Source organism: Pseudomonas sichuanensis (assembly GCF_003231305.1).
Classification (GTDB): domain Bacteria; phylum Pseudomonadota; class Gammaproteobacteria; order Pseudomonadales; family Pseudomonadaceae; genus Aquipseudomonas; species Aquipseudomonas sichuanensis.
Genome location: NZ_QKVM01000006.1, coordinates 1 through 21,544, shown reverse-complemented (window position 1 = coordinate 21,544; position 21,544 = coordinate 1). Strand labels below are relative to the sequence as shown.

The window sequence follows — 21,544 nt, the reverse complement described above, 5'->3', positions numbered from 1 at the left end:
CCAGCAAATAAACCGTCAGTTACAACGCTTTAATTCAATTCAACTTTCTTGCCCGGCCCGGTACTGGCCCCACTTCAGGTTGAGGTTCAGGCCCAGCGACACCAAGGCCGCCGGCGGGTTGGCGCAAGGGCCTGGGGCATTGCGGACAAAGTCGATCAGCTCGTTCTCTTCACCCGCCAGCCAGTCGGCCAGCAACTTGCCGGTGGCCGTGCCGCGGGTCACGCCCAGGCCGTTGCAGCACAGGGCGCCGTATACATTGGGCGCCAGCTCGCCGAAGTAACCCATGTGATTGCGCGACATTGCCAGTGCGCCCCCCCAGGTGTATTCGAACGGCATGCCGGACAGCATCGGGAAACGCCGCTCGAACGAATCGCGATGGCGCAGGGCGAAGCGCTCCAGGTACTTGCCGTTGGCCCGGCCGTCGGGGTTGAAACTGAAACTGTTGCGGATCAGCAGGCGGTTGTCCGGGGTGCGCCGCACCGTGGTGCCGAACGGGTCGGCGGGGATCACGCCCCAGTAGGGCTTGCCGCCCAGGCGCGCCTGTTCTTCGACCGTCATCGGCCGGGTCAGGCTGGCATAGGTGAACACCGGCAGCATGCGGCCCTTGAGGAAGCCGAAACTCATGCCGAAGGCGTTGGTGGTCAGTACCAGCTTGTCGGTGGTGATCGAGCCGTTGACGTGCCGCAGGACGGTCTTGTTGCCGTACTCGACCTCGGTGATCGGCGTGCGCTCGTACAGGGTGACGTTGGCCGGCAGGTTGTCGGCCAGGCCCTTGACCAATGCCGACGGCTGGATCAGCGAGGTGCCCGGGGTGAACAGGGCCTTGCGATAGAAGTGGGTGCCGATGTGCTCGGGCAGTTCGCTGGCCTCGATCATCTGGTACGGCTGGTCGAGCTTGTCCAGGCCACGGCGGTAGGCCTCGAGCACGGCGATGCCGCGGGGCTCGACGGCTGCCTGGTACTTGCCGCAGTGCTTCATCTGGCAATCGATCTGGTAGCGCTCCACCAGTTCCTTGAGAAACGACTGACCACTGAGGTTGAGCTTGAGCGTCGTGCGGGCCACGCCGATGTCGCCGATGTAGTCGTCGGCGCCGATGTCATGGGGCAGGTCGATGGCGAACCCGGCGTTACGCCCGGACGAGCCGAAGCCAACCTCCTGAGCCTCCAGCAGCACGATCTGCTCGTCGGGGAAGTTCAGCGCCAGCTGGCGTGCCGCGGCAAGGCCGGTGAAACCGGCGCCGACCACAACCCAGCGCGCCGTGCTGTGGCCGCTGTGCGGCGCTTTGATGCGCCGGCCTTTGCTCAGGTGATACCAACCGCACGTACTGTCGTCGGCGGGCAACGAGGTGATCATTGTCATGTCAGGAACCAGATGTTGTTTTTAGCTTCTGTTCCTCATCACGCCCGCCCCTCCCGGCCTCCTGCCGGGTGGTGGGGTGGCGGTGAGTTTCACGTCAAGGCCAGTGCCACTTCCATTCCCTGGGGCGCCGCGTATTCGGCCATGCGGCGACGGGACAGCTCGAAGTGCTCGCGCACCAGCTGCCCGGCGGTTTCTGGATCGCGGCGTTCGATCGCCTCGATCATCTGATCGTGTTGCGTGCAGGCCAGCTCGAGGTCGCGCTGCATGTCATCGGTGGTCGGGTGGCGGTAGAAGATCTTGCCCAGGCGGGTATGGTCGATCAGCAACCGGCGCAGGCTGGGCATCAGGTAGTCGTTGTGCGCCATCTTGCCGATTTCCAGGTGGAAGGCATCGTTGTAGAGCACGCGGTTTTCCACGTCCTGGGTTTCGATGGCCTGGCGGAACTGGGCCTGGATCGCTTTCAACCCCTCGATCTCCTGCGCGGTGGCATGGGTGGCGGCCAGCTGCGTGGTGGCGATGTAGATCAGCGGCGCGGCCAGGAAGAAGCTGTGCAGCGAGTCGTGGTTCATTGCCGCCACACGGGGGGCGCGGTTGGCCTCCAGCTCGATGTAGCCCTCGGCCGCGATCTGGCGCAGCAGTTCGCGCACCGGTGGCCGCGACAGGCCGAACTCTTCGCACATCGCCAGTTCATCGACCACCGCGCCCGGCGCCAACTCCATGCTGAGGATACGGCGACGCAGGGCGTCGGCGAGGACACCCTTGCGGTCGAGCGGCGCATCGCCCGTGGTGGGTTGGACATCGACGTTGGCTTTCATGGAGGCCTTTTTGCTTGTCATAGGTCTGTGTCTACAATTTGTATAATTACTATAGGGTAGCGTTAGACAATGTGTCTACAGCTTTTTTCGATGAGCGGTTGGAGTGTCGAAAACACCCGTTGCGCGCTGTGGGTATTTGACCACATCCGCTGTTTACCCGCGCTGGAACGGGCCTGAAGGCAAGCGCTTATCCATCGACGACAAAATCATGCCCAGCAACGACGATTTTGCGCCCGGTGATCACCCGCCCTCCCACACGCAAGCCCATGAAACGCTTGGGTCGCTGAGTATTCTTGCTGAATTTTTTAAGTATACAGAAAGAATACAATGCGATTGACCGCCCTCCGATCCCGTGCGAGTCTGCTGCAAAACAGCCATCACTCCGGGTGTCAGCGCAGCGGGGGCCTTCATGAGAAGCGGCAAGAACGATCTGTACGAGGATCTGAAAAACCAGATCCTGACCATGGAGCTGGACCCCGACCAGGTGCTCGACGAACTGGGCCTGAGCGAGCGCTACGGCCTGTCGCGAACCCCGGTCCGCGAGGTGTTCCGCCGCCTGGCCGGCGAAGGCTACCTCGACATCCAGGAAAACCGTGGCGCCCGGGTGGCGCCGATGAACCACTCGACCCTGCGCAACTTCTTCCTGGTCGCGCCCATGGTCTACGCCGCCATCGGCCGCCTGGCGGTGCACAACTACAAGCCGGGCCAGCTGCGCGACCTGCGCGCCACCCAGGAGCGCTTCCGCCGCGCCAGTGCCGAGCACGACGCCCGCAGCATGGTGGTGGCCAACAACCGCTTCCACGAAATCATGGGCCAGATGTCGGGCAACCCTTACCTGGAACCCAGCCTCGGTCGCCTGCTGATCGACCACGCACGCATCGGCCACACCTTCTTCCGCCCGCGCAACAGCGAGATGGAGCGCCACCTGGCCCTGGCCGTGGAGCACCACGACAGTTTCATCGAGGCCTTCGACCGGCATGACGAAGGCGCGGTGGTCGACCTGGTGTTCGAACACTGGGAGCTGTCGCGCTGCAACATGCAGCTGTACATCGCCCCGCAAGGGCTGGTCGACGACCTGGCCAGCGGCATCGGCGGCCCCTGAGCGCCCCCGGGCGGTGCCCGGTGAACAACGGACTTGGTAGTACGCACCCCTGGCGGGCTTCGGCCCGGCGGCGGACCCGCGCAGGTGAAATTCAACAACGACAACAACACAAAAGGGCCCCCAAAGCCCATACGACACCTCGAAGGAGCACCACATGAACCGCATCCGCAAGGCGCTTTGCGCACTAACCATCGTCGGCCTCGGCCTGTGCCAGGCCCACGCCGACGACAAGGTCATCAAGATGGGCACCCTGTCCTGGGAAGACCTCACGCCGATCAGCGGCATCACCAAGAAAGTCCTGGAAGACGCCGGCTACAAGGTCGAGGTGACCTCGTTCTCCGAATGGGGCATCGCCTATGCGGCACTGGGCAAGGGCGACGTGCAGATCCTCGCCTCGCAGATCGACTACGTGGCCCAGGACTACTGGAACAAGAACAAGAACCGCCTGGAGAAGATCTCGCCGGTGTCCCACGGCCTGTACCAGGCCATCGCCGTGCCCAAGTACGTGACCATCGACTCGATCGAGCAGCTCAATGAAAACGCCGACAAGTTCGGCAACAAGATCGTCGGCATCGAGCCAGGCTCGGGCCTGATGAACGAAGCCGCCAATGCAGTGAAGGCCTACGACCTCAAGCTCAACCTGCTCGAAGGCAGCACCGCGGCCATGACCGCCGCGCTCAAGTCGGCCGTCGACCGTAAGGAGTGGGTGGCCGTGACCCTGTGGGAGCCGTCCTGGATGGCGCAGAAATACGACATCAAGTTCCTCAAGGACCCCAAAGGCGCCTTCGCCCCACCCCAGGGTTACTACTGGGTCGGCCAGAAAGGCTTCTCCGCCGCCAACCCTCAGGCCCGTGAAGTGATCGCCAGCGTCTATGTGCCCCTGGCCGACATCACCGCCATCAACGGCGCGGTGAAGGATGGCAAGACCATGGACGACGCGGTCAAGGACTGGGCCGACAAGCATGCCGACCTGCTCAAGCGCTGGGAAAACATCAAAAAATACTGATTCACGCCACAGCCTTTTCGCCACTGCCGAACTTGACACAAGAACACACCAGAAGACTCTGGTTCGGGTGCACCTATGAATACTGAACATGCTGTTGAAACACTGGTCGATTGCCGCGGCGTCTGGAAGATCTTCGGCGACCGCGCGCCGGCCGCCCTGCAGGCCTACCGCGAGCGCGGCCTGAGCAAGACCCAGATCCTCCAGCAATACGGCTGCGTGGTGGGCGTCTCGGACGTCAGCCTGCAGGTCCGCCGCGGCGAGATCTTCTGCATCATGGGCCTGTCCGGCAGTGGCAAGTCCACGCTGATCCGCCTGCTCAACCGGCTCATCACCCCCACCAGCGGCGAAGTGCTGGTCAAGGGCCGGGATATCGCCAGGCTCGATGCCGCCGCCCTGCGCGACGTGCGCGCCAAACACATCGGCATGGTGTTCCAGAGCGTCGCCCTGCTGCCGCACCGCACGGTGCTGGAAAACGCCGCCTTCGGCCTTGAAGTGCAAGGCGTGGGCAAGGCCGAACGCCATGCGGTGGCCGGCCGCGCCCTGGCCAAGGTGGGTCTGAGCGACTGGGCCAACCGCTACCCGGCAGAGCTGTCCGGCGGCATGCAGCAACGCGTCGGCCTGGCCCGGGCCATCGCCTCGGACCCGGAAGTGATCCTCATGGACGAGCCGTTCAGCGCCCTCGACCCGCTGATCCGCCGCCAGTTGCAGGACGAGTTCCGCCAGTTGACCAAGTCGCTGGGCAAGTCGGCGGTGTTCATCACCCACGACCTGGAGGAAGCGATCCGCATCGGCGACCGCATCGCCATCATGAAAGACGGGGTGATCATCCAGGAAGGCAGCGCCGAGGACATCGTGCTCAGCCCGGCCGACGACTACGTGGCCGAGTTCGTCGCCGGCATCTCGCGCCTGCACATGGTCAAGGCCCACTCGATCATGCAGCCGCCGCCCCGTGGCGAGAGCCTCGAACACCTGGAATGCGCCAGCCCCGACAGCGACCTGGACGCCCTGATCAACCTGCTGATCCGCTCGGGGCAGGATGCCGTGGGCATCCGCGACAACGGCGTGCTGGTGGGCGTGATCAGCCAGCGCGCCCTGCTGCGCGCGGTGCAGGGCGTGCCGCCGGAAACCCCGCTGCACGCGGTGCCCACCTCGAAGGAGGGCTCGGCATGAACCCCGCCGACTTTGCCGCTGCCTTCGACGAAACCGTCGACAACGGCCTGATGTGGCTGTCGGACAACGCCTCGCAGCTGTTCGACGCAGTCAACGACGTGCTCAAGGCGCTGTACGAAGCGGTGCTGGCCGTGACCACCCTGGCGCCCTTCTACGTAGTCGCCGTGCTGTTCGCCCTGCTGGCCTGGCGCCTGGCCGGGCGCCGCTTTGCCCTCGGCACCCTGGCCGCGCTGCTGTTGTGCGCGCTGATGGGGTTGTGGCCGCAGACCATGAGCACCCTGGCGCTGGTGTTGACCGCCACCAACCTGGCGCTGCTGGTGGGCATCCCCTGCGGCGTGGCCGCCGGCCTGTCGCCCACCCTGTACCGCATCAGCGAACCGGTGATGGACCTGATCCAGACCCTGCCGCCGTACATCTACCTGCTGCCGGCCATCGCCCTGCTCGGCTATGGCGCGGGCACCGCGCTGGTGGCCACCTTCATCGTCGCCGTGCCGCCGGTGGTGCGCCTGACCGCGCTGGGCATCCGCATGACGCCCAAGGTGTTCATCGAACTGGGCCACGCCAGCGGTACCACCGGCTGGCAGCAGTTCGTCAAGATCCGCCTGCCGTTCGCCCTGCCGAGCATCATGACCGGCATCAACCAGAGCCTGATGATGGCCTTCGGCATGGTGGTGATCGCCGGCATCGTCGGCTCCGGCGGGCTGGGCGAGGTGATCTACACCGCCATCCGCACCCTGGACATCGCCCGTTCGATCAACGCCGCCATCGCCATCGTGGTGCTGACCCTGATCCTCGACCGCCTCGCCCAGAGCGGCACCCGCCAGGAGACCGGCCATGACCCTCACTGAGCTGAACCTTTCCCCCGGCGCCTACCTGGCCCCCGTGTTCGACTGGCTCAACGCCAACCTGCATGGCCTGTTCGTCGCCATCAGCCACTTCGTCGAAACGGTGCTCGGCGCCATCGAAGCGGCGCTGCTGTTGCCGCCGGCCTGGGCACTGATCGCCGTGGTGTGCGGCCTTACCGCCGGGTTCATCAGCCTGCGCAATGCGCTGCTGGCCGGCGTGCTGCTGGGCTTCTGCTGGGGCAGTGGCTTCTGGACCGCGTCGATGCAGACCATCGCCCTGGTGTCGGTGGCGGTGCTGATCGCCGTGGCCATCGCCTTCCCGCTGGGCATCCTGGCGGCGCGGGTCAAGCGCTTCGACAACGCCATCGGCCCGCTGCTGAACATCATGCAGACCGTGCCGCCCTGGGTGTACCTGATCCCGGCCGTGATCATCTTCAGCCTGGGCAAGGTGCCGGCGATCATCGCCACCATCATCTATGGCATCCCGCCGATGCTGCGCCTGACCAGCCTGGGCTTTCGCCAGGTGCCCAAGGACCTGCTCGAACTCGGCCAGGCCACCGGCGCCACACCGCGCACCATCCTGCTCAAGATCGAACTGCCCAGCGCCCTGCCCACCCTGCTGGTGGGCCTCAACCAGTGCATCCTGCTGTCGCTGGCCATGGTGGTGCTGGCCGGGCTGGTCGGTGCCGGCGGCCTGGGCGCGGAAGTGACCCGCGGCCTGACCCGCATGGAAATGGGCCTGGGCCTGCGCGCGGGGTTGGCGATCGTTGCCGTGGCGCTGCTGCTCGACCGCTTGTCCCGTGGCCTGCTGCAACGACGCCGAGGCGCCTTGCCCGCCCATTGAACCTGCACGCGGCGGGCAACTGTGCCCGCCGTCTTTCAACCTGCCAGCAAGAGAAGCACCCGTTGCTCCCGACACGACACTTCAGCAACGCCCTGCAAGGGCACAATTCACGGTTCACCGGCAACGCAGTACAGTCCACCGGCCAGCAGGCCCGCGTGGGTTTTCTGCTGCTGGAGCACTTTTCCCTGCCGGCCTTCACCCAGGCCCTGGACACGCTGGTCACCGCCAACCTGATCCAGCCCGAGGCCTGCGCAAGCACTACCTTCAGCCTGGATGGCAGCTCGGTCACCAGCGACCTGGGCATCGTCATCTGCCCCGCCGGGGCCATGGCCCACAGCCTCGAACAGCCGCTGGACCTGTTCGTGGTGTGTGGCGGGCTGCGCACCGCGCTGGCGCCATCAGCGGAACTGGCCGGCCTGCTGCAGGCCCTGGCACGCAAAGGCGTGGCCCTGGGCGGGTTGTGGAACGGCGCCTGGTTTCTCGGCCAGGCCGGGCTGCTCGACGGCCACCGCTGCGCCGTGCACCCGGAGCATCGCGGCGCGGTGGCCGAGATCGCCCGGCACAGCCAGGTTTCGAGCGACAGTTTCGTGGTTGACCGCGACCGCCTCAGCGCCGCCAGCCCCAGCGGTGCATTCGGCATGGTGCAGGAATGGCTCGGCCGCCTGCGTGGCCGCGAGCTGGCCGAGGGCATCGGTGCGATCCTGGCCTTCGAGGCGTCACGCTACAAGCGCGCCACGCCGGCGCCGCAGACCAACATCAGCGAGCCCCTGCGCGAGGCGATCAACCTGATGAGCGCGAACCTTGAAGAGCCGCTGAGCCAGGACCAGCTGGCCGACTATGTGGGCCGCTCCAAGCGCCAGATCGGGCGGTTGTTCCAGCATCAACTGGGCACCACGCCCGTGCGCTATTACCTGGAGCTGCGGGTTACCGAAAGCCGACGGCTGCTGCAGTATTCCGACCTGCCGATCCTGGATGTGGCGGTGGCCTGCGGGTTCGTGTCGGCCAGCCATTTCAGCAAGTGCTATGCGTCGTTCTTTGGCTACAGCCCGTCGCGCGAGAAGCGGTTTGGCTGTGTGAAGGCGCCCAAACGCGAAAACACTTGAAAGCATCGCGGGGCAAGCCCGCTCCCACGTTGGACTGCCCCCCAAACCAACTTTTGGGGGGCAGAGCGTGGGAGCGGGCTTGCCCCGCGATGGGCGTCACGCCGGACGCGCTACCGGCGCCAAGGCATGCCGCCGCTGCTTGATCACCCCGATCAGCAGAATCACCAGCGCCAAGCCAAGGGTCAACGACACCTCCAACCGATGCTGCGGCATCACGAACATCACCCCCAATGCAAACACGATGAAGCCGATCACCGCCCAGGTCAGCCAGGGGTACAGCCACATCTTGAAGGCGATCTGCTGGTTCTGCTGCTCCAGCAACGCCCGCATGCGCAGCTGGGAGCAGGCAATCGCCAGGTACACCAGCAGCGCGATGGAACCCGAGCTGGCCAGCAGGAAGGCAAACACCTCGGACGGCGCGAAGTAATTGACCACGGTGGTGAGCATGCCGATCAGCGTGCTGCCGATCACCGCCGCCCGCGGTACCCCGACCTTGGACGTACGGCCAATGGCCGCCGGTGCGTCGCCGCGTTTGGCCAGCGAGAACAGCATGCGCGAGGAAATGTAGATCGACGAGTTCAGGCAACTGGCCACCGCCACCAGCACCACCATGTCCACCAGCAGCTTGGCGTAGGGGATCTGCATGATCTCCAGCGCCCGCTGGTACGAGCCCTGCACCGGCAGCAACGGGTCGTTCCACGGCACCACCGAGATGATCACGAAGATCGACAGCAAGTAGAACACGCTGATGCGCCAGATCACCGAACGGGTGGCCTTGGCGATGTTGCGCGCCGGGTCCGAGGATTCCGAGGCGGCGATGGTCACCGCTTCCGTGCCCAGGTAGCTGAACATGGTGGTGAGCAAGGCGCCGATGATCGCCGTCCAGCCGTTGGGCATGAAGCCGCCGTGCTCGCCCATCAACCGCGTTAGGCCACTGACCTCGCGCGCGGGCAAGGCCCCGGCCAGGGCAAACGCGCCGAGGGCGATGAAGGCAACGATGGCGATGACCTTGAGCATGGCGAACCAGAACTCGAACTCGCCGTACTTGGCCACGCTGAACAGGTTGGTGAAGGTCAGCAGCACCGTCATCGCCAGGGCGAAGAACCAGGGTTGGATGTGTGGGAACCAGTTGTTCAGCACCACCCCGGCGGCGATGGCCTCGATGGGGATCACCAGCACCCAGAACCACCAGTACAGCCAGCCGATGGTAAAGCCCGCCCAGCGGCCGATGGCGCGGTCGGCGTAGGTGGAGAACGAGCCGGTGTCGGGGCTGGCCACGGCCATCTCGCCGAGCATGCGCATCACCAGCACCACCAAGGTGCCGGCCAGGGCATAGGCGACGATGGCCGCCGGGCCTGCTGCTGCAATGGCGTGCCCCGAGCCGACGAACAGCCCGGCGCCGATCACCCCGGCGATCGACAGCATGGTCACGTGCCTGGGTTTGAAACCTTGCGCCAGCTGGCCGCTGGCATGTCCCGCGCTTGGATTGCTCATCCTGATCCCTTCTTGGAGTTGTTATGGGAGCGCGCCAAGCCGGGTTGGAGGGGCTTGGCGCCAATCCAAGCTAAGCGAGCGCCAGCGGGACAGATTGCCCGAGGCAGACCTGGACTTGGCCAGGAAGGTCATGCCAGAGCGGTTGTGCCGGTCGGAGTCTGGGCTGAGCACCCGCGCCATTTCAGGGGGCAACTGACATCTAATTCTGCAAAAACCGTAGGACGCTTCCCTAACGTTTGAAACGGGAAAAAGCGCTGAATCAAGGCTGTTAGCGTTCAGGCTTTCACTCACAAGGACGCTTCAACATGAACCTGCGCATGAACATTTTCGGCAAAGGACAAGGCCTGGATGGCGACAAAACCAGCACCGGCGCTACCTGCATTGCCAATCAAGCTCGTGGCTTCAACGAAGGGCGTCGCTGGCTGCTCGAAGGCGACAAGACCACCCCCTGCCCTAGCTGCGGTGAAGAAGGAACGATCATCGACGGCGAATCACGTTGGCGCCAGGATGGCCTACCCGCCGAAGTAGACGGCACGCAGGTGCAGTGCGGCTGTCCGCCGGGTAACAACTACGTTCTCGCCCCGCTGGAATAACGGGCTACGCCACAAACAGGCGCAATCCCTCGCCCGGCTTCTAGCGCTTTGCGCAGCCAATCGCCGCTGCAACCTCGGCAAAACTTCAGCGGGGCGACCTCTACCAAGGTTTCGGCAACACCAGGGGGGCTTGAGCCCGGTTTCCACATTGTGCGAAGCAGCACTTCATTTCCACAATTGCTTATGCAGCTGTTCGAGAAGCATGGCGCCTTGCCTGTTGCCCGCTTGCAACGGCTCAACCCGACATTTGCACAGGGCTTCAAGGCCGGTGAAATTTTCGTCATAGGCGACCCTGATAATGGATATACCTGCACTCGCGAGGAGGCTGAGCTGATGGCGGCGGCCGAGCGAGCGCGAGCGGCGCTGGGTGATCTCACGCGTGAGGAAGCCAATTTCATGATGCGCTATCAGGCAGAGATCGCAGGACTATTAAGCGATGTGAGCTTGGCAATGGGAGTAAGCCAGGCAATGATGGCAAAATCACTCAACGAGTTGAAAAGTACATTACTGCACATCGAAAAACTACATCAGGCTCAGTTCACAACGCATGGAAACCTCACTAGCCAAGCATTCTTTGCTGAGCGAAAAAAATTATTCAAGGAATTGGATGCAAAACTTAGAACCAGCTTCTTGAACAAACAACTGAACCTTGGTAGCTACGATACGCTGCGCAGGGACCTGCGAATCTCCAGCAAAAGCTTGGTACACCACTGGAGCAAAGCCGGTGTGGCCGGACAAATTCCAGGTTACGCGACTCATCTTGACAAACTGGCAAGCATGTCTAAATACCTCCAGGCGGGTGGGCGAGTAGGTGTCGTGTTAGGTGGGGCCGGCTCATTCTTGAAAATTCGTGAAGCTTGCACCGCTGGAGATGATGTAGCCTGCAAGAAAATAAAGTTCACGGAGTCTGGAAGTTTTGCTGGGGGGCTTGCGGGTGGCGCGACAGGAGGGGCAGTGGGTCGAGCAGTTGCAGGCTTTGCCTGCATTGGCCTGGGTCCCGCAAGTGCCGCCTGCTCAATCGTGGTCGCTGGCGTTAGCGCACTCGGCACCAGCGTCGCGGGAATGAGTGGAGGCGAACAAATAGGAGAGGAACTTTATGAGCTTATTGAGCGCCACTGAAACCCTGAATACGCTTTGGCGCCTGACTTTATTTATGACGCCCTTCATATTCGGGCTTGCTGGGCTTTCCATGACTGTTCACCTCGCCTGCTCACGTCACTACCATGCTCTTACTTACGCACTAAGGCGTAGCAAGTGCTTGACAAGTGCCATTCAAACGTGGGGCACGAAGGGGATAAAATCGAGAATATACGTTGTGTCGACTCTGAACGGAGTTGCGCTCTGCCCTAGATACTTCGTAAAGCGGGGCCTCGTGCATGCGGACGATGCAATACAGTTCCCCCGCTACCTTAAACGACGAATGCAGGTGGCTTCATGGTTACTACTTTCAGGTATGACATGGCTAATCTTGGGCGCACTCACCCGCCATTAGGATGGAAAGGCAAATCAAGCATTGAAACTCCATGCCCTAAAAACCTCCCTTTGGTAGTCGGCCTGAATACAAACGTAGAAGTCACCAACAGCCTCCTTTCTTTTGAAAACTCAAAGCGTCACTCACCATCACTTGCTGGGCTGATTAACAAGAGCATCTCTACCGCAACAGCTTGCTCTGCAACACCTCGGACTGGCGCCCAAGCACGTTCTCGCTGATCTGCACGAACTCTTCGGTGCTCACGCTGGACAGGCGCATCAGCGCCCGCGCCACATCGTCCAGCGAGCGCTTGTCGTGGTTGTGCAGGCGGATCTCGCGGTCCAGCGCCTGCAACAGCAACACCCCGCGGGCGACTTGCGCGGCGTCGGCCTTGGCGCCCCTGAGCTGGGTCACCTTGGCGCCCTGCTTGTGCAGGCGGGCCTGCAAGGCCTGGTAGCGGTCATCGCTGATGCCACCTGCCCGGCGCAGCAGTTCGGTGGCGTAGTAGTCGGTGAGGCTCTCGCCGAGCCAGTCGCTGCCATCGCGGTCGTTGATCTGCGCGAACAGCTGCACCACCTCGCGCAGCAGCGGGCTGGCGCCGCTGTCATTGATCAGCGGGGCGCCGCTGTGCAGGTACAGCGAGTTGTGCCCGGCCAGGGCGCCGCGCCACATGCCGTCCCGGGCGCCGACCAGCAGCAGCTTGGGCGGGTTGCGCGGGAACACCGCCTGCAGTTGCGGCCAGACGAAGGTCAGCAAGGTCAGCGTATCCATGCGACGCATGCCCTGCCCCTGCGGCGCGGCAACGGTGACTTCGGTCTCGCCAAGGCGCGCACGGCGGCTGCCGAGATTGCCGGCGAGCATCCAGCCCGTGGGGCGGTCGAACAGGCGCGAAACATCGTCGATACGGAATTTCTGCCGGCCGATGCGCGGCCAGGCGGTTTCCACGCTCTTCCAGCCTGCGGGCAACTCGAAGGCCAGGCGCGCCACCAGTTCGGTGCCATCCTGCTGATCAAGGCGCGCCGGCGGCACCAGTTGCTCACCGCGCAGCAGCGCCCAATGCGCGGTGATACGGGCCTCATGGCTGGCGCCAGGCTGCGCCTGATCGAGCAGCACCCGATAACTGAGGCTGGTCTTGCCGGGGGCCGGGCGCCACACACCGCGGCCGCCCTGGGCCTGCCACTGGCCGTCGGCGAGGAAGTCGCTGTAGGCGCCATTCTGGCCCAGGTCAAAGTCCAGGCTGCGTACCACGCTACCGTCGGCCAGGGTCAGGCGCACTTCGGCCTGCCCGCTCTGCGGCAGCAGGCGCACCTGGTAATCGAGGTCGACTTTCTTCGCCAGTACCTGGGAACTGGCCAGCAGGCCAAGCAGCAGCAACAGCGGGCGACGCATACAGAAAACTCCTTGTTCCCCAGAGGCGAAAGCCCGGGCGATTCAACCAGCGCGGAAAATCAGGTGGTCTTCCCAGTCGTCTTCATCCACGTCGTTTTCACTGAGCATGCGCCCGGACCGGGAAATGCGCTGCTCGTGGACTTGCTCGCGGTCGCCGCAGACCAGGTGATGCCAGGCCGGCAGGTCCTTGCCCTCGCTGACCAGGCGGTAGCCGCAGGTGGGCGGCAGCCACTTGAACTGGTCGGCCTTGCCCGGGGTGAGCTGGATGCAGTCAGGCACCTGGGCGAAGCGGTTGGGGTAGTCGCTGCACTGGCAGGTGGTGAGGTCGAGCAGTTTGCAGGCAATGCTCGTGTAATAGACGCTGTTGTCTTCTTCGTCCTCGAGCTTCTGCAGGCAGCACAGGCCGCAGCCGTCGCACAGCGACTCCCACTCGCGCGGGTCGAGTTCTTCGAGGGTCTTGCGCCGCCAGAAGGGCGCGGTGTCGGCGATCATCACACGTATTCCTGCAATCAACTTGAATCCGCGGCGCGCGGCGGCGCCAGTCTAGAGGCTGTCCGGCGGCAACGCCAGACCGCTTGTCAGTGCTTGCCGGACGCAGTAGCGTGCGGTCTTTACCCCGCCCACTGCAGGAGCAGCCATGAGCGCCACCCCTCGTATCGCCGACTACGCCATCAACGAGCAGTTCATCAACCGCTGGTCGCCCCGCGCCTTCACCGCCGAGCCGATCAGCCAGGAGACCCTGCTGAGCTTCCTCGAAGCCGCGCGCTGGGCGCCGTCGGCCTACAACTCGCAGCCTTGGCGCTTCCTCTATGCGCGCCGCGACACGCCGAGCTGGGAGCGCTACCTGGGCATCCTCAACGAGTTCAACCGCAGCTGGGCGCAGCAGGCCTCGGCGCTGGTGCTGGTGATTTCCAAGACCACCTTCGCCGCACCGGGCTCCGATGAAGAAAAGCCGGCGCTGTGGCACACCTTCGACACCGGCTCCGCCTGGGGCCACCTGGCGCTGCAGGCCAGCATCAGCGGCTGGCACACCCATGGCATGGCCGGTTTCGACCAGGACCTGGCCCGCAGCGAGCTGAAGATCCCCGAAGGCTACGCGCTGCACGCGATGGTGGCGATCGGCAAGCTGGGCGACAAGGCTACCCTGGCCGAGGGCCTGCAGGCCCGCGAAGTGCCGAGCCCGCGCCGGCCGCTGAGCGAGCTGGCGGCTGAGGGTGAGTTCAGCCTGTAAGGCCTATCGCGGGGCAAGCCCGCTCCCACGCGGTCCGAGACTGCGTGGGAGCGGGCTTGCCCCGCGATGGAACCTCAATAGCCCCGGGCGAAATCCACTTCGCCGCGCAACCCCTGCCCCGCGGCATAGGCCCGCACATTCTCGACGAACAAGCGCACCATCGCCGGCGGCGAGGTCGGCGCCGAGCTGTGCCCGGTCAACAGCAGCCCCCAGGCGGTCCAGAATGGGTGCCGCGCAGGCAACGGCTCCTGCCGGCAGACATCGATCACCGCACCGGCCAGATGGCCTTCCTTGAGCGCCTCGACCAGGTCCGCATCGACCACCGCCGCGCCACGCCCGGCGTTGATGAACAACGCGCTGGGCTGAAAGCACTTGAACAGCGCCGCATCGTACAGGTCGTGGGTAGCCGGGGTGTCGGGCAGCAGGTTGAGCACGTAATCGGCCTGCCCGACCATGCGTGGCAACTGATCGAGCCCGACCACCTCGACGAAGGGTGCCTGCTCGCGCGCAGTGCTGGCTACACCGTACAAGGTCACGCCAAAGGGCACGAGGAACTCGGCGACCCGCTGGCCGATGTCGCCCGTGCCGACGATCAGTACCCGGCGCCCCTCCAGGCTGCGCCCGGGGCGGTCGTCCCAGCGCCGCTCGACCTGGCTGACCAGGCGCGACAACACTTCGCGCTCGTGCACCAGCATGTAGGTGAGCATGTACTCGGCCATCACCTGGCCGAAGATGCCCACCGCCCGGGTCAGGCGGTAGTCACGCGGCAGCGCATCGGCCAGCAGCGGGGTGATGCCCGCCCAGGTCGATTGCATCCACTCAGGCTTATGGCCCTGGCGCAGCAGGCTGGCCAGCAGGTCCGGCTGGCCCAGCCACACCGGGCAGTCGGCGGCAAAGCGTGCCAGCTCGGCGGAGTCGCCGCTGGTCAGCACTTGCAGGTCCGGCGCCGCCTCACCGAGCAGGCGGGCATAGTTGGCATGATCCTGTTCAGCGATCAGTACGCGCATGTGAAACACAACCTTGGCAAACAACGAAAGCGGCCCGCCAGGCGGGCCGCAGCTATGAGGGTGAGCGCGCCCGAATCAGACCGGGTCGTTGCGGCGCAGCAACTCTTCGGGCAGGTGCTCGATGTATTCCTCTTCCGGCGGCGGCATCTGCAGGTGGTAACCCTGGCTGTCGAGGTTCTCCAGCACTTTCACGATGTCCTCGCGGGCCAGCTTGCGCTCCGGGGTCAGCACCAGGTCGAAGGCGTGCACCGGCGTGCCGAAGAGCGGCAACAGGCCATCCGGCATGCGTTCCAGGCCATCGGCCTTGAGCACATAGAGGTACATGCCGTTCTTGCGTGGGCTCTTGTAAATCGAGCAGATACGTTTCATTGAGCTTCTCCGGCGCCTGCCAGGTCGTCCAGCAGGGCCTGGCCCATACGCTCGCGACGCCAGCCGCGCAGCGAATCGGGCAGTTGATAGGGGCCGTCGGGGTAGCCGCTCTTGAGCAGGGCCTCGAGGGTCTTCTTGCGCAGCATCAGCTCCGGGGCGATCTGCAGGCGCTCGCCTTCGGCCTGGCCGATGGCACGCAGGCGCTTGAGAATGCCGGCGGCCTCGATCGGCAGCGGCTCAGGCAGGCGCTGCGGCCACTGTTCGGCGGGAAGGCCTGCGGCGCGCTTGATCAGCTGGATGAGGAACTCGCCGTCCTGGCGGATGGTGCGCGGGTGCATCTCTTCGATCTTGCCCAGGGCCGGCAGGTTGCCGGGTTGGCCCTTGGCCATGGGCCACAACGAGTGTTCCTTGAGGATACGGTTGCGCGGTACGTCGCGGCTGCGGGCTTCGCGTTCGCGCCAGGCGCACAGCTCGCGCAGCACAGCCAACTGCTGAGGGCTCAGCTTCCAGGCCAGCTTGACGTCGCGGTACAGGGTCTCTGGCTCGACTTCACGACGCAGCGCGGCGACCAGCTCGGCGCCGTCTTCAAGGACCCAGGCGTACTTGTCGTCGGACAGTTTCGGGCGCAGCGCGCTGAACAGCTCGGCCAGGTGCACGGCATCCTCGGCGGCGTAGCTCACCTGGGTATCGGACAATGGGCGCTGCAGCCAGTCGGAGCGGGTCTCGCCCTTGGGCAGTTCAAGCCCCAGGACTTCCTGCACCAGGCGCGAGTAGCCCATGGAGAAGCCGATGTTCAGGTAACCGGCGGCCAGCTGGGTGTCGAACAGCGGCTGCGGCAGCTTGCCGGTCAGGCGCAGCAGCACTTCGAGGTCTTCGCTGCAGGCGTGCAGCACCTTGACCACGGCAGTGTCGTCGAGCAGCTCGGCCAGCGGCTGCCAGTCACCAATCAGCAAAGGGTCGATGAGGTAGGCATGCTCGCCGACGCCCACCTGGATCAGCCCGGCTTTCGGGTAGAAGGTGTCGACCCGCATGAATTCGGTATCGAGCGCCACGAAGGGCAGTTCGCGCCAGCTTTGGCAGTGCTCGGCCAGGGTCTGGTCGTCACGGATCCAGTGAATTTCGATGGCCACGAGGCTCTCCCACTAACATTGGCGCGCAGTATATACGGCGCGGCCCCTGGGGGTGAAACCTCGCGCCATCCATGGTGCCGGGCGGTTGCCCGGACGGTGACCGGGTTTTCCATCGCGGGGCAAGCCCGCTCCCACGCCTCGGCGCTATGTCGTGGGAGCGGGCTTGCCCCGCGATGGCGTAAACGCCGTGCTTCAGCGCCCCGCCGCCAGCCACGGCCGGCAGCTGGCGAACATGTCCAGCGACTGCTGGTAGACCTCGGTGCGTACCTGCAACAGGCCGAGCATCGAGTGGAACAGGTTGTCCTGGGACAGTGGCGCGTCGCGCAGCTTGGCCAGGCAGTCGGTGTCCAGGCCGAAGTCCTGCTGGTAGCTGTCGGAGAACCAGGTCAACAGCGGCACATGCTTCTGCTGCTCCGGCGCCATCACGTAGGGGGTGCCGTGCAGGTAGAGGTTGTATTCACCCAGCGACTCGCCGTGGTCGGACAGGTAGATCATCGCCGTGTCGACCTTGTCCTGCTTGCTGCGCAGGGTATCGATCAGCGAGCCAAGCACCTTGTCGGTATAAGCCAGGGTGTTGTCGTAACCATTGACGATTTCCGCCTGGCTGCACTGGTTCAGCGCATTGCTGCGGCACACCGGGGTGAACGGCTCGCTGCCCGTCGGGTAGCGTTTGAAGTACTCGGGGCCGTGGCTGCCCATCTGGTGCAGCACCAGCACGGTGTCCTTGTCGAGGTTGTCGATCAGCTCGCCCAGGCCCTGCAGGAGAATCTCGTCATGGCACTCGCCGTTGGCGCACAAGGCCGGGTCGGTAAGGTTGCTCACGTCGATGAACTGCACGCGGTCGCAGGTGCCCTTGCAGCCGGACTGGTTGTCACGCCACTGCACGGCCAGGCCGGCGCGCTGGAGGATGTCGAGCAGGCCTTCGCGGTTCTTGGCCACGCGGGCGTCATAGTCCTTGCGGGTCATGCCGGAGAACATGCACGGCACCGACACGGCGGTTTCGGTACCGCACGAATGCACATCGGTAAAGCTCAGCAGGCCCTGCTGTTTGGCCAGGTTCGGCGTGGTGTCGCGGGCATAGCCAAGCAGGCCGAAGTTCTCGGCGCGGGCACTTTCACCCACCACCAGCACGGTCAGCGACTTGCGCTCATGGTGCTGCCAGGCGGCATCGCGGCGGGCATCCGTGCCGTAGGGCTGGAAAGGCCGCGCCGCAGTACCCAACTGTTCGCTGACATAACCGATGGACGCACCGACGATATTGCTCGGGGTAAGCATCAGGCGCAGTTCGTGGTGGTTGCGAAACAGCGATGAAAGCCCTTGGTAGTTGACCAGTGCCACCGAGCCCAGCGCCGCCACACAGGCCCCCGTCACCACCAGTTTGCCCAGCACTTCGCGGTACCAGGGGCGATAGGCGATTTTTGCCTTCCATACCAACAGCGACGGCAGCACGCCAAGCAGCACGATATACAGCGCAAACTTGATCGACAGCAGGTCGCGAACTTCCGCAGCGTTGGTTTCCGCCACATTGCGGAACATGCCGGTATCGATCAGCACGCCATATTGATTCATGAAGTAGGCAACGCCCGCGCCGCTCATGAACAACAGGATCAATACCGGTTTCAACACATACTTGAATGCCAACAAGGTCAATATGAGATTGAAGGCGAACAACATCAGCACGGCGAATGCCAGCCCCAGCCACAGCCCCACCATGCCGGGCGGCACAATGGTTTGCAGGTGTTGCCAGAGGAAGGTGTTGAGGCCGATCAACAGGTAAAGGCTGGCCAGCAGCGTGACCCATTCAGTCCGCAGGGATTTGACGTTGAGCATGGCATTCGCAGGTAGAGTTCATGAGCGGCCAGGGTGCCCGGGCGGGCACCTTGGGAAGTTGGCCGAACTCTAAGAAGGCTAGCATCAATTTTTTGTGAAAAACTTGGTAACAATTGGTCGGAACGCAGTTTTCACCAATTAAACAAGTTTCATTCAGCGTTTATTCAGCCGGCAGGCGCAGCTTGGCGTAGGGCTCGCGGTCGATGTCCAGCACCTCCACGCACAGCTGGATATCCAGCCCGGCCTGGGCAGGGATCGCTTCCTGCAGCACCGCGAGCAGGCTGCTCGACAACTGCTGTTTCACCTGCTCCGAGCGCCCGCTGAGGATCGCCAGGCGGACATGGGCGAAGGCACGTTCACCCGGTGCCGTGCCCACGCGGTACTTGGCGAAGGCCTGGGCGCGGCTCTTGATGTCGGCTTCGTCGGCAAACTGGCCGCTGCCCACCAGGGCATGGTTCAGGCGCAACAGCAGCAGGTCGACGTTGAGTTCGCCCAGGTTGTCGCTGTATTCCAGGTTCAGGTGAGGCATGGCGCAGGTTCCGGTCAAGGGAGGATGTGCGACAGCCTACCCCAGTCCCCCATTGGGGCAAAGGCGGCTATCCTCATGGTTCAGGCCCGTTCGCCAACCCTGAAAGAGGTGAAGAAATGCCAGTTCCGCACGATTTGCTCGCAGACCTGCACGTTAGCGCCGACCAGTTCCAGGCCCTGATCGACAAGAATCAGGACCTGCACAAGCTGCACAAGGACTACAACGCCAAGGACAAGGAAGTGGTGGCTGCCGAAGGCAATGGCAGCACCGATGACAAGGTCAACCTGTTACGCAAGGAGCGGCTGCTGATCAAGGACAAGATCGAACGGATCGTCCATCCGCCCAAGTCCTGAACGCTAAACCCTTCAAAATGATCGCGGGGCAAGCCCGCTCCCACGCCTCGGCGCATATTTTGTGGGAGCGGGCTTGCCCCGCGATGACGTCAGCAGCCCTTAAGCGGACGCTTTGAGCGCCGTATCCAGGTCCTCGATCAGATCCCGATAGTCCTCGATCCCCATCGACAACCGCACCAGGTTCTCGCTGATCCCCATCACGCCCTTCTGCTCTGGGCTGAGCGAGTTGTGCGACATGCTCCAGGAATGGTTGATCATGCTCTCCACCCCGCCCAGCGAATCGGCCAGGACGAAGATCTGCAGCGCCTCGACCAGGCGGTTGACCGCCGCCCGATCACCCTTGATGCGAATGGCCACCACGGCCCCGCCGGTGCGCATCTGGCGCTTGCACAGCGCATGCTGCGGGTGGCTTTCCAGCCCCGGGTAATACACCTGCTCGACCTGCGGGTGGCCTTCCAGGTACTGCGCCACGCGCAGTGCGTTGGCGCTCTGGCGCTCCATGCGCACGTCAAGGGTCTTCAGCCCGCGCAGTGCCAGGTAGCAATCGAACGGCCCCTGGATCGCCCCCACCGCCATGCTGATCTTGCGCAGGCGCCCCAGCAGTTCGTCATTGGCCGCCACCACCACACCGCCGGTGAGGTCGGAGTGGCCGCCGATGTACTTGCTCGCCGAGTGCATCACCAGGTCCACGCCCAATGTGATCGGCTGCTGGTTCCACGGCGAGCAGAAGGTGTTGTCGATGCAGGTCATGATGCCGCGTGCGCGGGCCAGGTCACAGACCGCCTTGATATCGACCAGGTGCAGCAAGGGGTTGGTCGGCGACTCGATCCAGATCAATTGCGTGTCCGGGCGAATCGCCGCGGCCACGGCCTCCACGTCGTTGAGGTCGACGTAGGTGGTGGTCAGGCCCGAGGTGCGCCCGCGGTAGTCTTCCAGCAGGCGGAAGGTGCCGCCGTAGACGCCGTTCATCACCACCACGTGGGCATCCTTGGACAGCAGCTCGAGCACCGTGGCCGTAGCGCTGACGCCAGAAGCACAGGCCACCGCGCCGACACCCTCCTCCAGGGCCGCCACGCAGGTCTCATAGGCATGCCGGGTGGGATTGCTGACCCGGCTGTAGGCGTATTCGGGGTTGTCGTCCAGGCCACGCTTGATGAACGAGCTGGAGGTGACGATGGCCGGGAAGATGGCGTTGTCGGCAACGCTGGACTGCTCGCCGGCGTGGATGGTGCGGGTGGCGAAATTGCGCGGCTTTTCGGACATGGTCGGGTCCATTGACTAGGGGTGGAAAAGCGCAACTATCTCATATCCGCCACCGACCGGCGCCAGCCAGAACATTATTACTTCAAACGAGCCGTAACGATTCCAAGCCGCACCGTCAACGGCTAATCTCGGGAAACTTTTTCTCGCCTGGAGCCCAAGAGCGACATGGACAGTTTCGACCAGCACATCCTCACCCTGCTCCAGCGCGATGCCTCGATCTCCCTCAAGGACCTGGCCGAAGCGGTCAACCTGACCACAACGCCCTGCTGGAAGCGGGTCAAGCGCCTGGAAGACGAAGGCTATATCCGCGGCCGCGTCGCCCTGCTCGACCCTCAGCGCCTGGGCCTGGGCCTGACGGTGTTCGTCCAGCTCAAGACCCAGCGCCACGACAGCGCCTGGCTGGCGCAGTTCGCCGCCACGGTGACCGCGTTCGAGGAGGTGATGGAGGTGTACCGCATGTCTGGCGACTGGGACTACATGCTGCGGGTGGTGGTGGGCGACATCGCCGCCTACGACCGCTTCTACAAGAAACTGATCACCAGCACCGACGGGCTGTCGAATATCACCTCGAGCTTTGCCATGGAGCAGATGAAGTACACCACGGCGTATCCGGTGCATCGCTGAGGCGCGCGCGACAACAT

General features: G+C 64.1%; 22 protein-coding genes. 11 read left to right on the top strand and 11 right to left on the bottom strand.

Annotated features, from left to right (window positions below; genetic code table 11):
• Positions 1–39 precede the first annotated feature (39 nt).
• The gene (locus tag DM373_RS04740; protein WP_110992474.1) at positions 40–1,359 is read right to left on the bottom strand and encodes an NAD(P)/FAD-dependent oxidoreductase; all 1,320 of its coding nucleotides are present in this window, start codon (positions 1,357–1,359) and stop codon (positions 40–42) included.
• A gap of 89 nt (positions 1,360–1,448) precedes the next feature.
• Positions 1,449–2,174, bottom strand: a complete 726-nt coding sequence (locus tag DM373_RS04735; protein ID WP_110992473.1) for a GntR family transcriptional regulator — start codon at positions 2,172–2,174, stop codon at positions 1,449–1,451.
• A gap of 409 nt (positions 2,175–2,583) precedes the next feature.
• Here DM373_RS04735 and DM373_RS04730 point away from each other — a divergent pair, with 409 nt between their 5' ends.
• From DM373_RS04730 to DM373_RS04705, 6 genes are all read left to right on the top strand, one after another.
• The gene (locus DM373_RS04730) at positions 2,584–3,276 is read left to right on the top strand and encodes a GntR family transcriptional regulator (RefSeq protein WP_110992472.1); all 693 of its coding nucleotides are present in this window, start codon (positions 2,584–2,586) and stop codon (positions 3,274–3,276) included.
• A gap of 154 nt (positions 3,277–3,430) precedes the next feature.
• The gene (locus DM373_RS04725) at positions 3,431–4,282 is read left to right on the top strand and encodes a glycine betaine ABC transporter substrate-binding protein (RefSeq protein WP_110992471.1); all 852 of its coding nucleotides are present in this window, start codon (positions 3,431–3,433) and stop codon (positions 4,280–4,282) included.
• A 75-nt stretch (positions 4,283–4,357) separates the two neighbouring features.
• Positions 4,358–5,452 (top strand): quaternary amine ABC transporter ATP-binding protein, encoded by a 1,095-nt coding sequence (locus DM373_RS04720; RefSeq protein WP_110992470.1) that lies wholly within the window; start codon positions 4,358–4,360, stop codon positions 5,450–5,452.
• On the top strand, positions 5,449–6,300 hold the full coding sequence (locus DM373_RS04715; protein ID WP_110992469.1) for an ABC transporter permease: 852 nt from the start codon (positions 5,449–5,451) through the stop codon (positions 6,298–6,300). The genes DM373_RS04720 and DM373_RS04715 overlap by 4 nt, the downstream gene beginning before the upstream one ends.
• Positions 6,287–7,141: an ABC transporter permease gene (locus tag DM373_RS04710; RefSeq protein ID WP_110992468.1), complete on the top strand. Its 855-nt coding sequence runs from the start codon at positions 6,287–6,289 to the stop codon at positions 7,139–7,141. Before DM373_RS04715 ends, DM373_RS04710 begins: the two co-directional genes overlap by 14 nt.
• Positions 7,142–7,203: 62 nt before the next feature.
• Entirely contained in the window at positions 7,204–8,244 is a 1,041-nt protein-coding gene (locus DM373_RS04705) for a GlxA family transcriptional regulator (protein ID WP_110992467.1), read from the top strand.
• 96 nt (positions 8,245–8,340) lie between these two features.
• On the opposite strand, the gene gabP is transcribed toward DM373_RS04705, so the two are convergent.
• Positions 8,341–9,738, bottom strand: a complete 1,398-nt coding sequence (gene gabP / locus DM373_RS04700) for a GABA permease (protein ID WP_110992466.1) — start codon at positions 9,736–9,738, stop codon at positions 8,341–8,343.
• A gap of 305 nt (positions 9,739–10,043) precedes the next feature.
• On the opposite strand from gabP, the gene DM373_RS29170 reads away from it, so the two are divergent.
• Together DM373_RS29170 and DM373_RS04695 are read left to right on the top strand one after the other, a co-directional pair.
• Positions 10,044–10,331, top strand: coding sequence for a PAAR domain-containing protein (locus tag DM373_RS29170; protein ID WP_244215038.1), 288 nt, complete (start codon positions 10,044–10,046; stop codon positions 10,329–10,331).
• 183 nt (positions 10,332–10,514) lie between these two features.
• A complete protein-coding gene (locus DM373_RS04695; RefSeq protein ID WP_244215037.1) occupies positions 10,515–11,450 on the top strand; it encodes a hypothetical protein in 936 nt (311 codons plus the stop codon).
• Between the two features lie 532 nt (positions 11,451–11,982).
• Here the strand turns inward: DM373_RS04695 and DM373_RS04690 are convergent.
• Together DM373_RS04690 and DM373_RS04685 are read right to left on the bottom strand one after the other, a co-directional pair.
• Positions 11,983–13,191 (bottom strand): hypothetical protein, encoded by a 1,209-nt coding sequence (locus DM373_RS04690; protein WP_110992465.1) that lies wholly within the window; start codon positions 13,189–13,191, stop codon positions 11,983–11,985.
• Between the two features lie 42 nt (positions 13,192–13,233).
• Entirely contained in the window at positions 13,234–13,683 is a 450-nt protein-coding gene (locus DM373_RS04685; protein ID WP_110992464.1) for a YcgN family cysteine cluster protein, read from the bottom strand.
• A gap of 145 nt (positions 13,684–13,828) precedes the next feature.
• Here DM373_RS04685 and DM373_RS04680 point away from each other — a divergent pair, with 145 nt between their 5' ends.
• Entirely contained in the window at positions 13,829–14,422 is a 594-nt protein-coding gene (locus DM373_RS04680; RefSeq protein WP_110992463.1) for a nitroreductase family protein, read from the top strand.
• Between the two features lie 74 nt (positions 14,423–14,496).
• Here the strand turns inward: DM373_RS04680 and DM373_RS04675 are convergent, their stop codons facing one another.
• From DM373_RS04675 to DM373_RS04655, 5 genes are all read right to left on the bottom strand, one after another.
• Positions 14,497–15,429, bottom strand: coding sequence for a D-2-hydroxyacid dehydrogenase (locus tag DM373_RS04675; RefSeq protein ID WP_110992462.1), 933 nt, complete (start codon positions 15,427–15,429; stop codon positions 14,497–14,499).
• Positions 15,430–15,504: 75 nt separating this feature from the next.
• Positions 15,505–15,798 (bottom strand): YcgL domain-containing protein, encoded by a 294-nt coding sequence (locus tag DM373_RS04670; protein WP_110992461.1) that lies wholly within the window; start codon positions 15,796–15,798, stop codon positions 15,505–15,507.
• Positions 15,795–16,928: a ribonuclease D gene (rnd, locus tag DM373_RS04665; protein WP_110992460.1), complete on the bottom strand. Its 1,134-nt coding sequence runs from the start codon at positions 16,926–16,928 to the stop codon at positions 15,795–15,797. Before rnd ends, DM373_RS04670 begins: the two co-directional genes overlap by 4 nt.
• Positions 16,929–17,120: 192 nt before the next feature.
• Entirely contained in the window at positions 17,121–18,758 is a 1,638-nt protein-coding gene (locus DM373_RS04660; RefSeq protein WP_110992459.1) for a phosphoethanolamine transferase, read from the bottom strand.
• A 160-nt stretch (positions 18,759–18,918) separates the two neighbouring features.
• Positions 18,919–19,287 carry a 5-carboxymethyl-2-hydroxymuconate Delta-isomerase gene (locus tag DM373_RS04655; RefSeq protein ID WP_110992458.1) on the bottom strand — a complete coding sequence of 123 codons (369 nt, stop codon included), beginning with the start codon at positions 19,285–19,287 and terminating at the stop codon, positions 18,919–18,921.
• 116 nt (positions 19,288–19,403) lie between these two features.
• On the opposite strand from DM373_RS04655, the gene DM373_RS04650 reads away from it, so the two are divergent.
• Positions 19,404–19,640, top strand: a complete 237-nt coding sequence (locus DM373_RS04650) for a DUF465 domain-containing protein (RefSeq protein ID WP_110992457.1) — start codon at positions 19,404–19,406, stop codon at positions 19,638–19,640.
• 99 nt (positions 19,641–19,739) lie between these two features.
• Here DM373_RS04650 and DM373_RS04645 read toward each other — a convergent pair whose 3' ends face one another.
• Positions 19,740–20,915 carry a trans-sulfuration enzyme family protein gene (locus DM373_RS04645; protein ID WP_110992456.1) on the bottom strand — a complete coding sequence of 392 codons (1,176 nt, stop codon included), beginning with the start codon at positions 20,913–20,915 and terminating at the stop codon, positions 19,740–19,742.
• Positions 20,916–21,068: 153 nt separating this feature from the next.
• Between DM373_RS04645 and DM373_RS04640 the strand changes: the two genes are divergently transcribed.
• Complete coding sequence (locus tag DM373_RS04640) at positions 21,069–21,527, top strand: Lrp/AsnC family transcriptional regulator (RefSeq protein WP_110992455.1); 459 nt, start codon at positions 21,069–21,071, stop codon at positions 21,525–21,527.
• Positions 21,528–21,544 lie beyond the last annotated feature (17 nt).

Coding starts and splice junctions, on each gene's coding strand:
- DM373_RS04740 (WP_110992474.1), bottom strand. CDS start 1,359: ATGACAATGATCACCTCGTTGCCCGCCGACGACAGTACGTGCGGTTGG.
- DM373_RS04735 (WP_110992473.1), bottom strand. CDS start 2,174: ATGAAAGCCAACGTCGATGTCCAACCCACCACGGGCGATGCGCCGCTC.
- DM373_RS04730 (WP_110992472.1), top strand. CDS start 2,584: ATGAGAAGCGGCAAGAACGATCTGTACGAGGATCTGAAAAACCAGATC.
- DM373_RS04725 (WP_110992471.1), top strand. CDS start 3,431: ATGAACCGCATCCGCAAGGCGCTTTGCGCACTAACCATCGTCGGCCTC.
- DM373_RS04720 (WP_110992470.1), top strand. CDS start 4,358: ATGAATACTGAACATGCTGTTGAAACACTGGTCGATTGCCGCGGCGTC.
- DM373_RS04715 (WP_110992469.1), top strand. CDS start 5,449: ATGAACCCCGCCGACTTTGCCGCTGCCTTCGACGAAACCGTCGACAAC.
- DM373_RS04710 (WP_110992468.1), top strand. CDS start 6,287: ATGACCCTCACTGAGCTGAACCTTTCCCCCGGCGCCTACCTGGCCCCC.
- gabP (WP_110992466.1), bottom strand. CDS start 9,738: ATGAGCAATCCAAGCGCGGGACATGCCAGCGGCCAGCTGGCGCAAGGT.
- DM373_RS29170 (WP_244215038.1), top strand. CDS start 10,044: ATGAACCTGCGCATGAACATTTTCGGCAAAGGACAAGGCCTGGATGGC.
- DM373_RS04695 (WP_244215037.1), top strand. CDS start 10,515: ATGCAGCTGTTCGAGAAGCATGGCGCCTTGCCTGTTGCCCGCTTGCAA.
- DM373_RS04690 (WP_110992465.1), bottom strand. CDS start 13,191: ATGCGTCGCCCGCTGTTGCTGCTGCTTGGCCTGCTGGCCAGTTCCCAG.
- DM373_RS04685 (WP_110992464.1), bottom strand. CDS start 13,683: ATGATCGCCGACACCGCGCCCTTCTGGCGGCGCAAGACCCTCGAAGAA.
- DM373_RS04680 (WP_110992463.1), top strand. CDS start 13,829: ATGAGCGCCACCCCTCGTATCGCCGACTACGCCATCAACGAGCAGTTC.
- DM373_RS04675 (WP_110992462.1), bottom strand. CDS start 15,429: ATGCGCGTACTGATCGCTGAACAGGATCATGCCAACTATGCCCGCCTG.
- DM373_RS04670 (WP_110992461.1), bottom strand. CDS start 15,798: ATGAAACGTATCTGCTCGATTTACAAGAGCCCACGCAAGAACGGCATG.
- DM373_RS04660 (WP_110992459.1), bottom strand. CDS start 18,758: ATGCTCAACGTCAAATCCCTGCGGACTGAATGGGTCACGCTGCTGGCC.
- DM373_RS04655 (WP_110992458.1), bottom strand. CDS start 19,287: ATGCCTCACCTGAACCTGGAATACAGCGACAACCTGGGCGAACTCAAC.
- DM373_RS04650 (WP_110992457.1), top strand. CDS start 19,404: ATGCCAGTTCCGCACGATTTGCTCGCAGACCTGCACGTTAGCGCCGAC.
- DM373_RS04645 (WP_110992456.1), bottom strand. CDS start 20,915: ATGGACCCGACCATGTCCGAAAAGCCGCGCAATTTCGCCACCCGCACC.
- DM373_RS04640 (WP_110992455.1), top strand. CDS start 21,069: ATGGACAGTTTCGACCAGCACATCCTCACCCTGCTCCAGCGCGATGCC.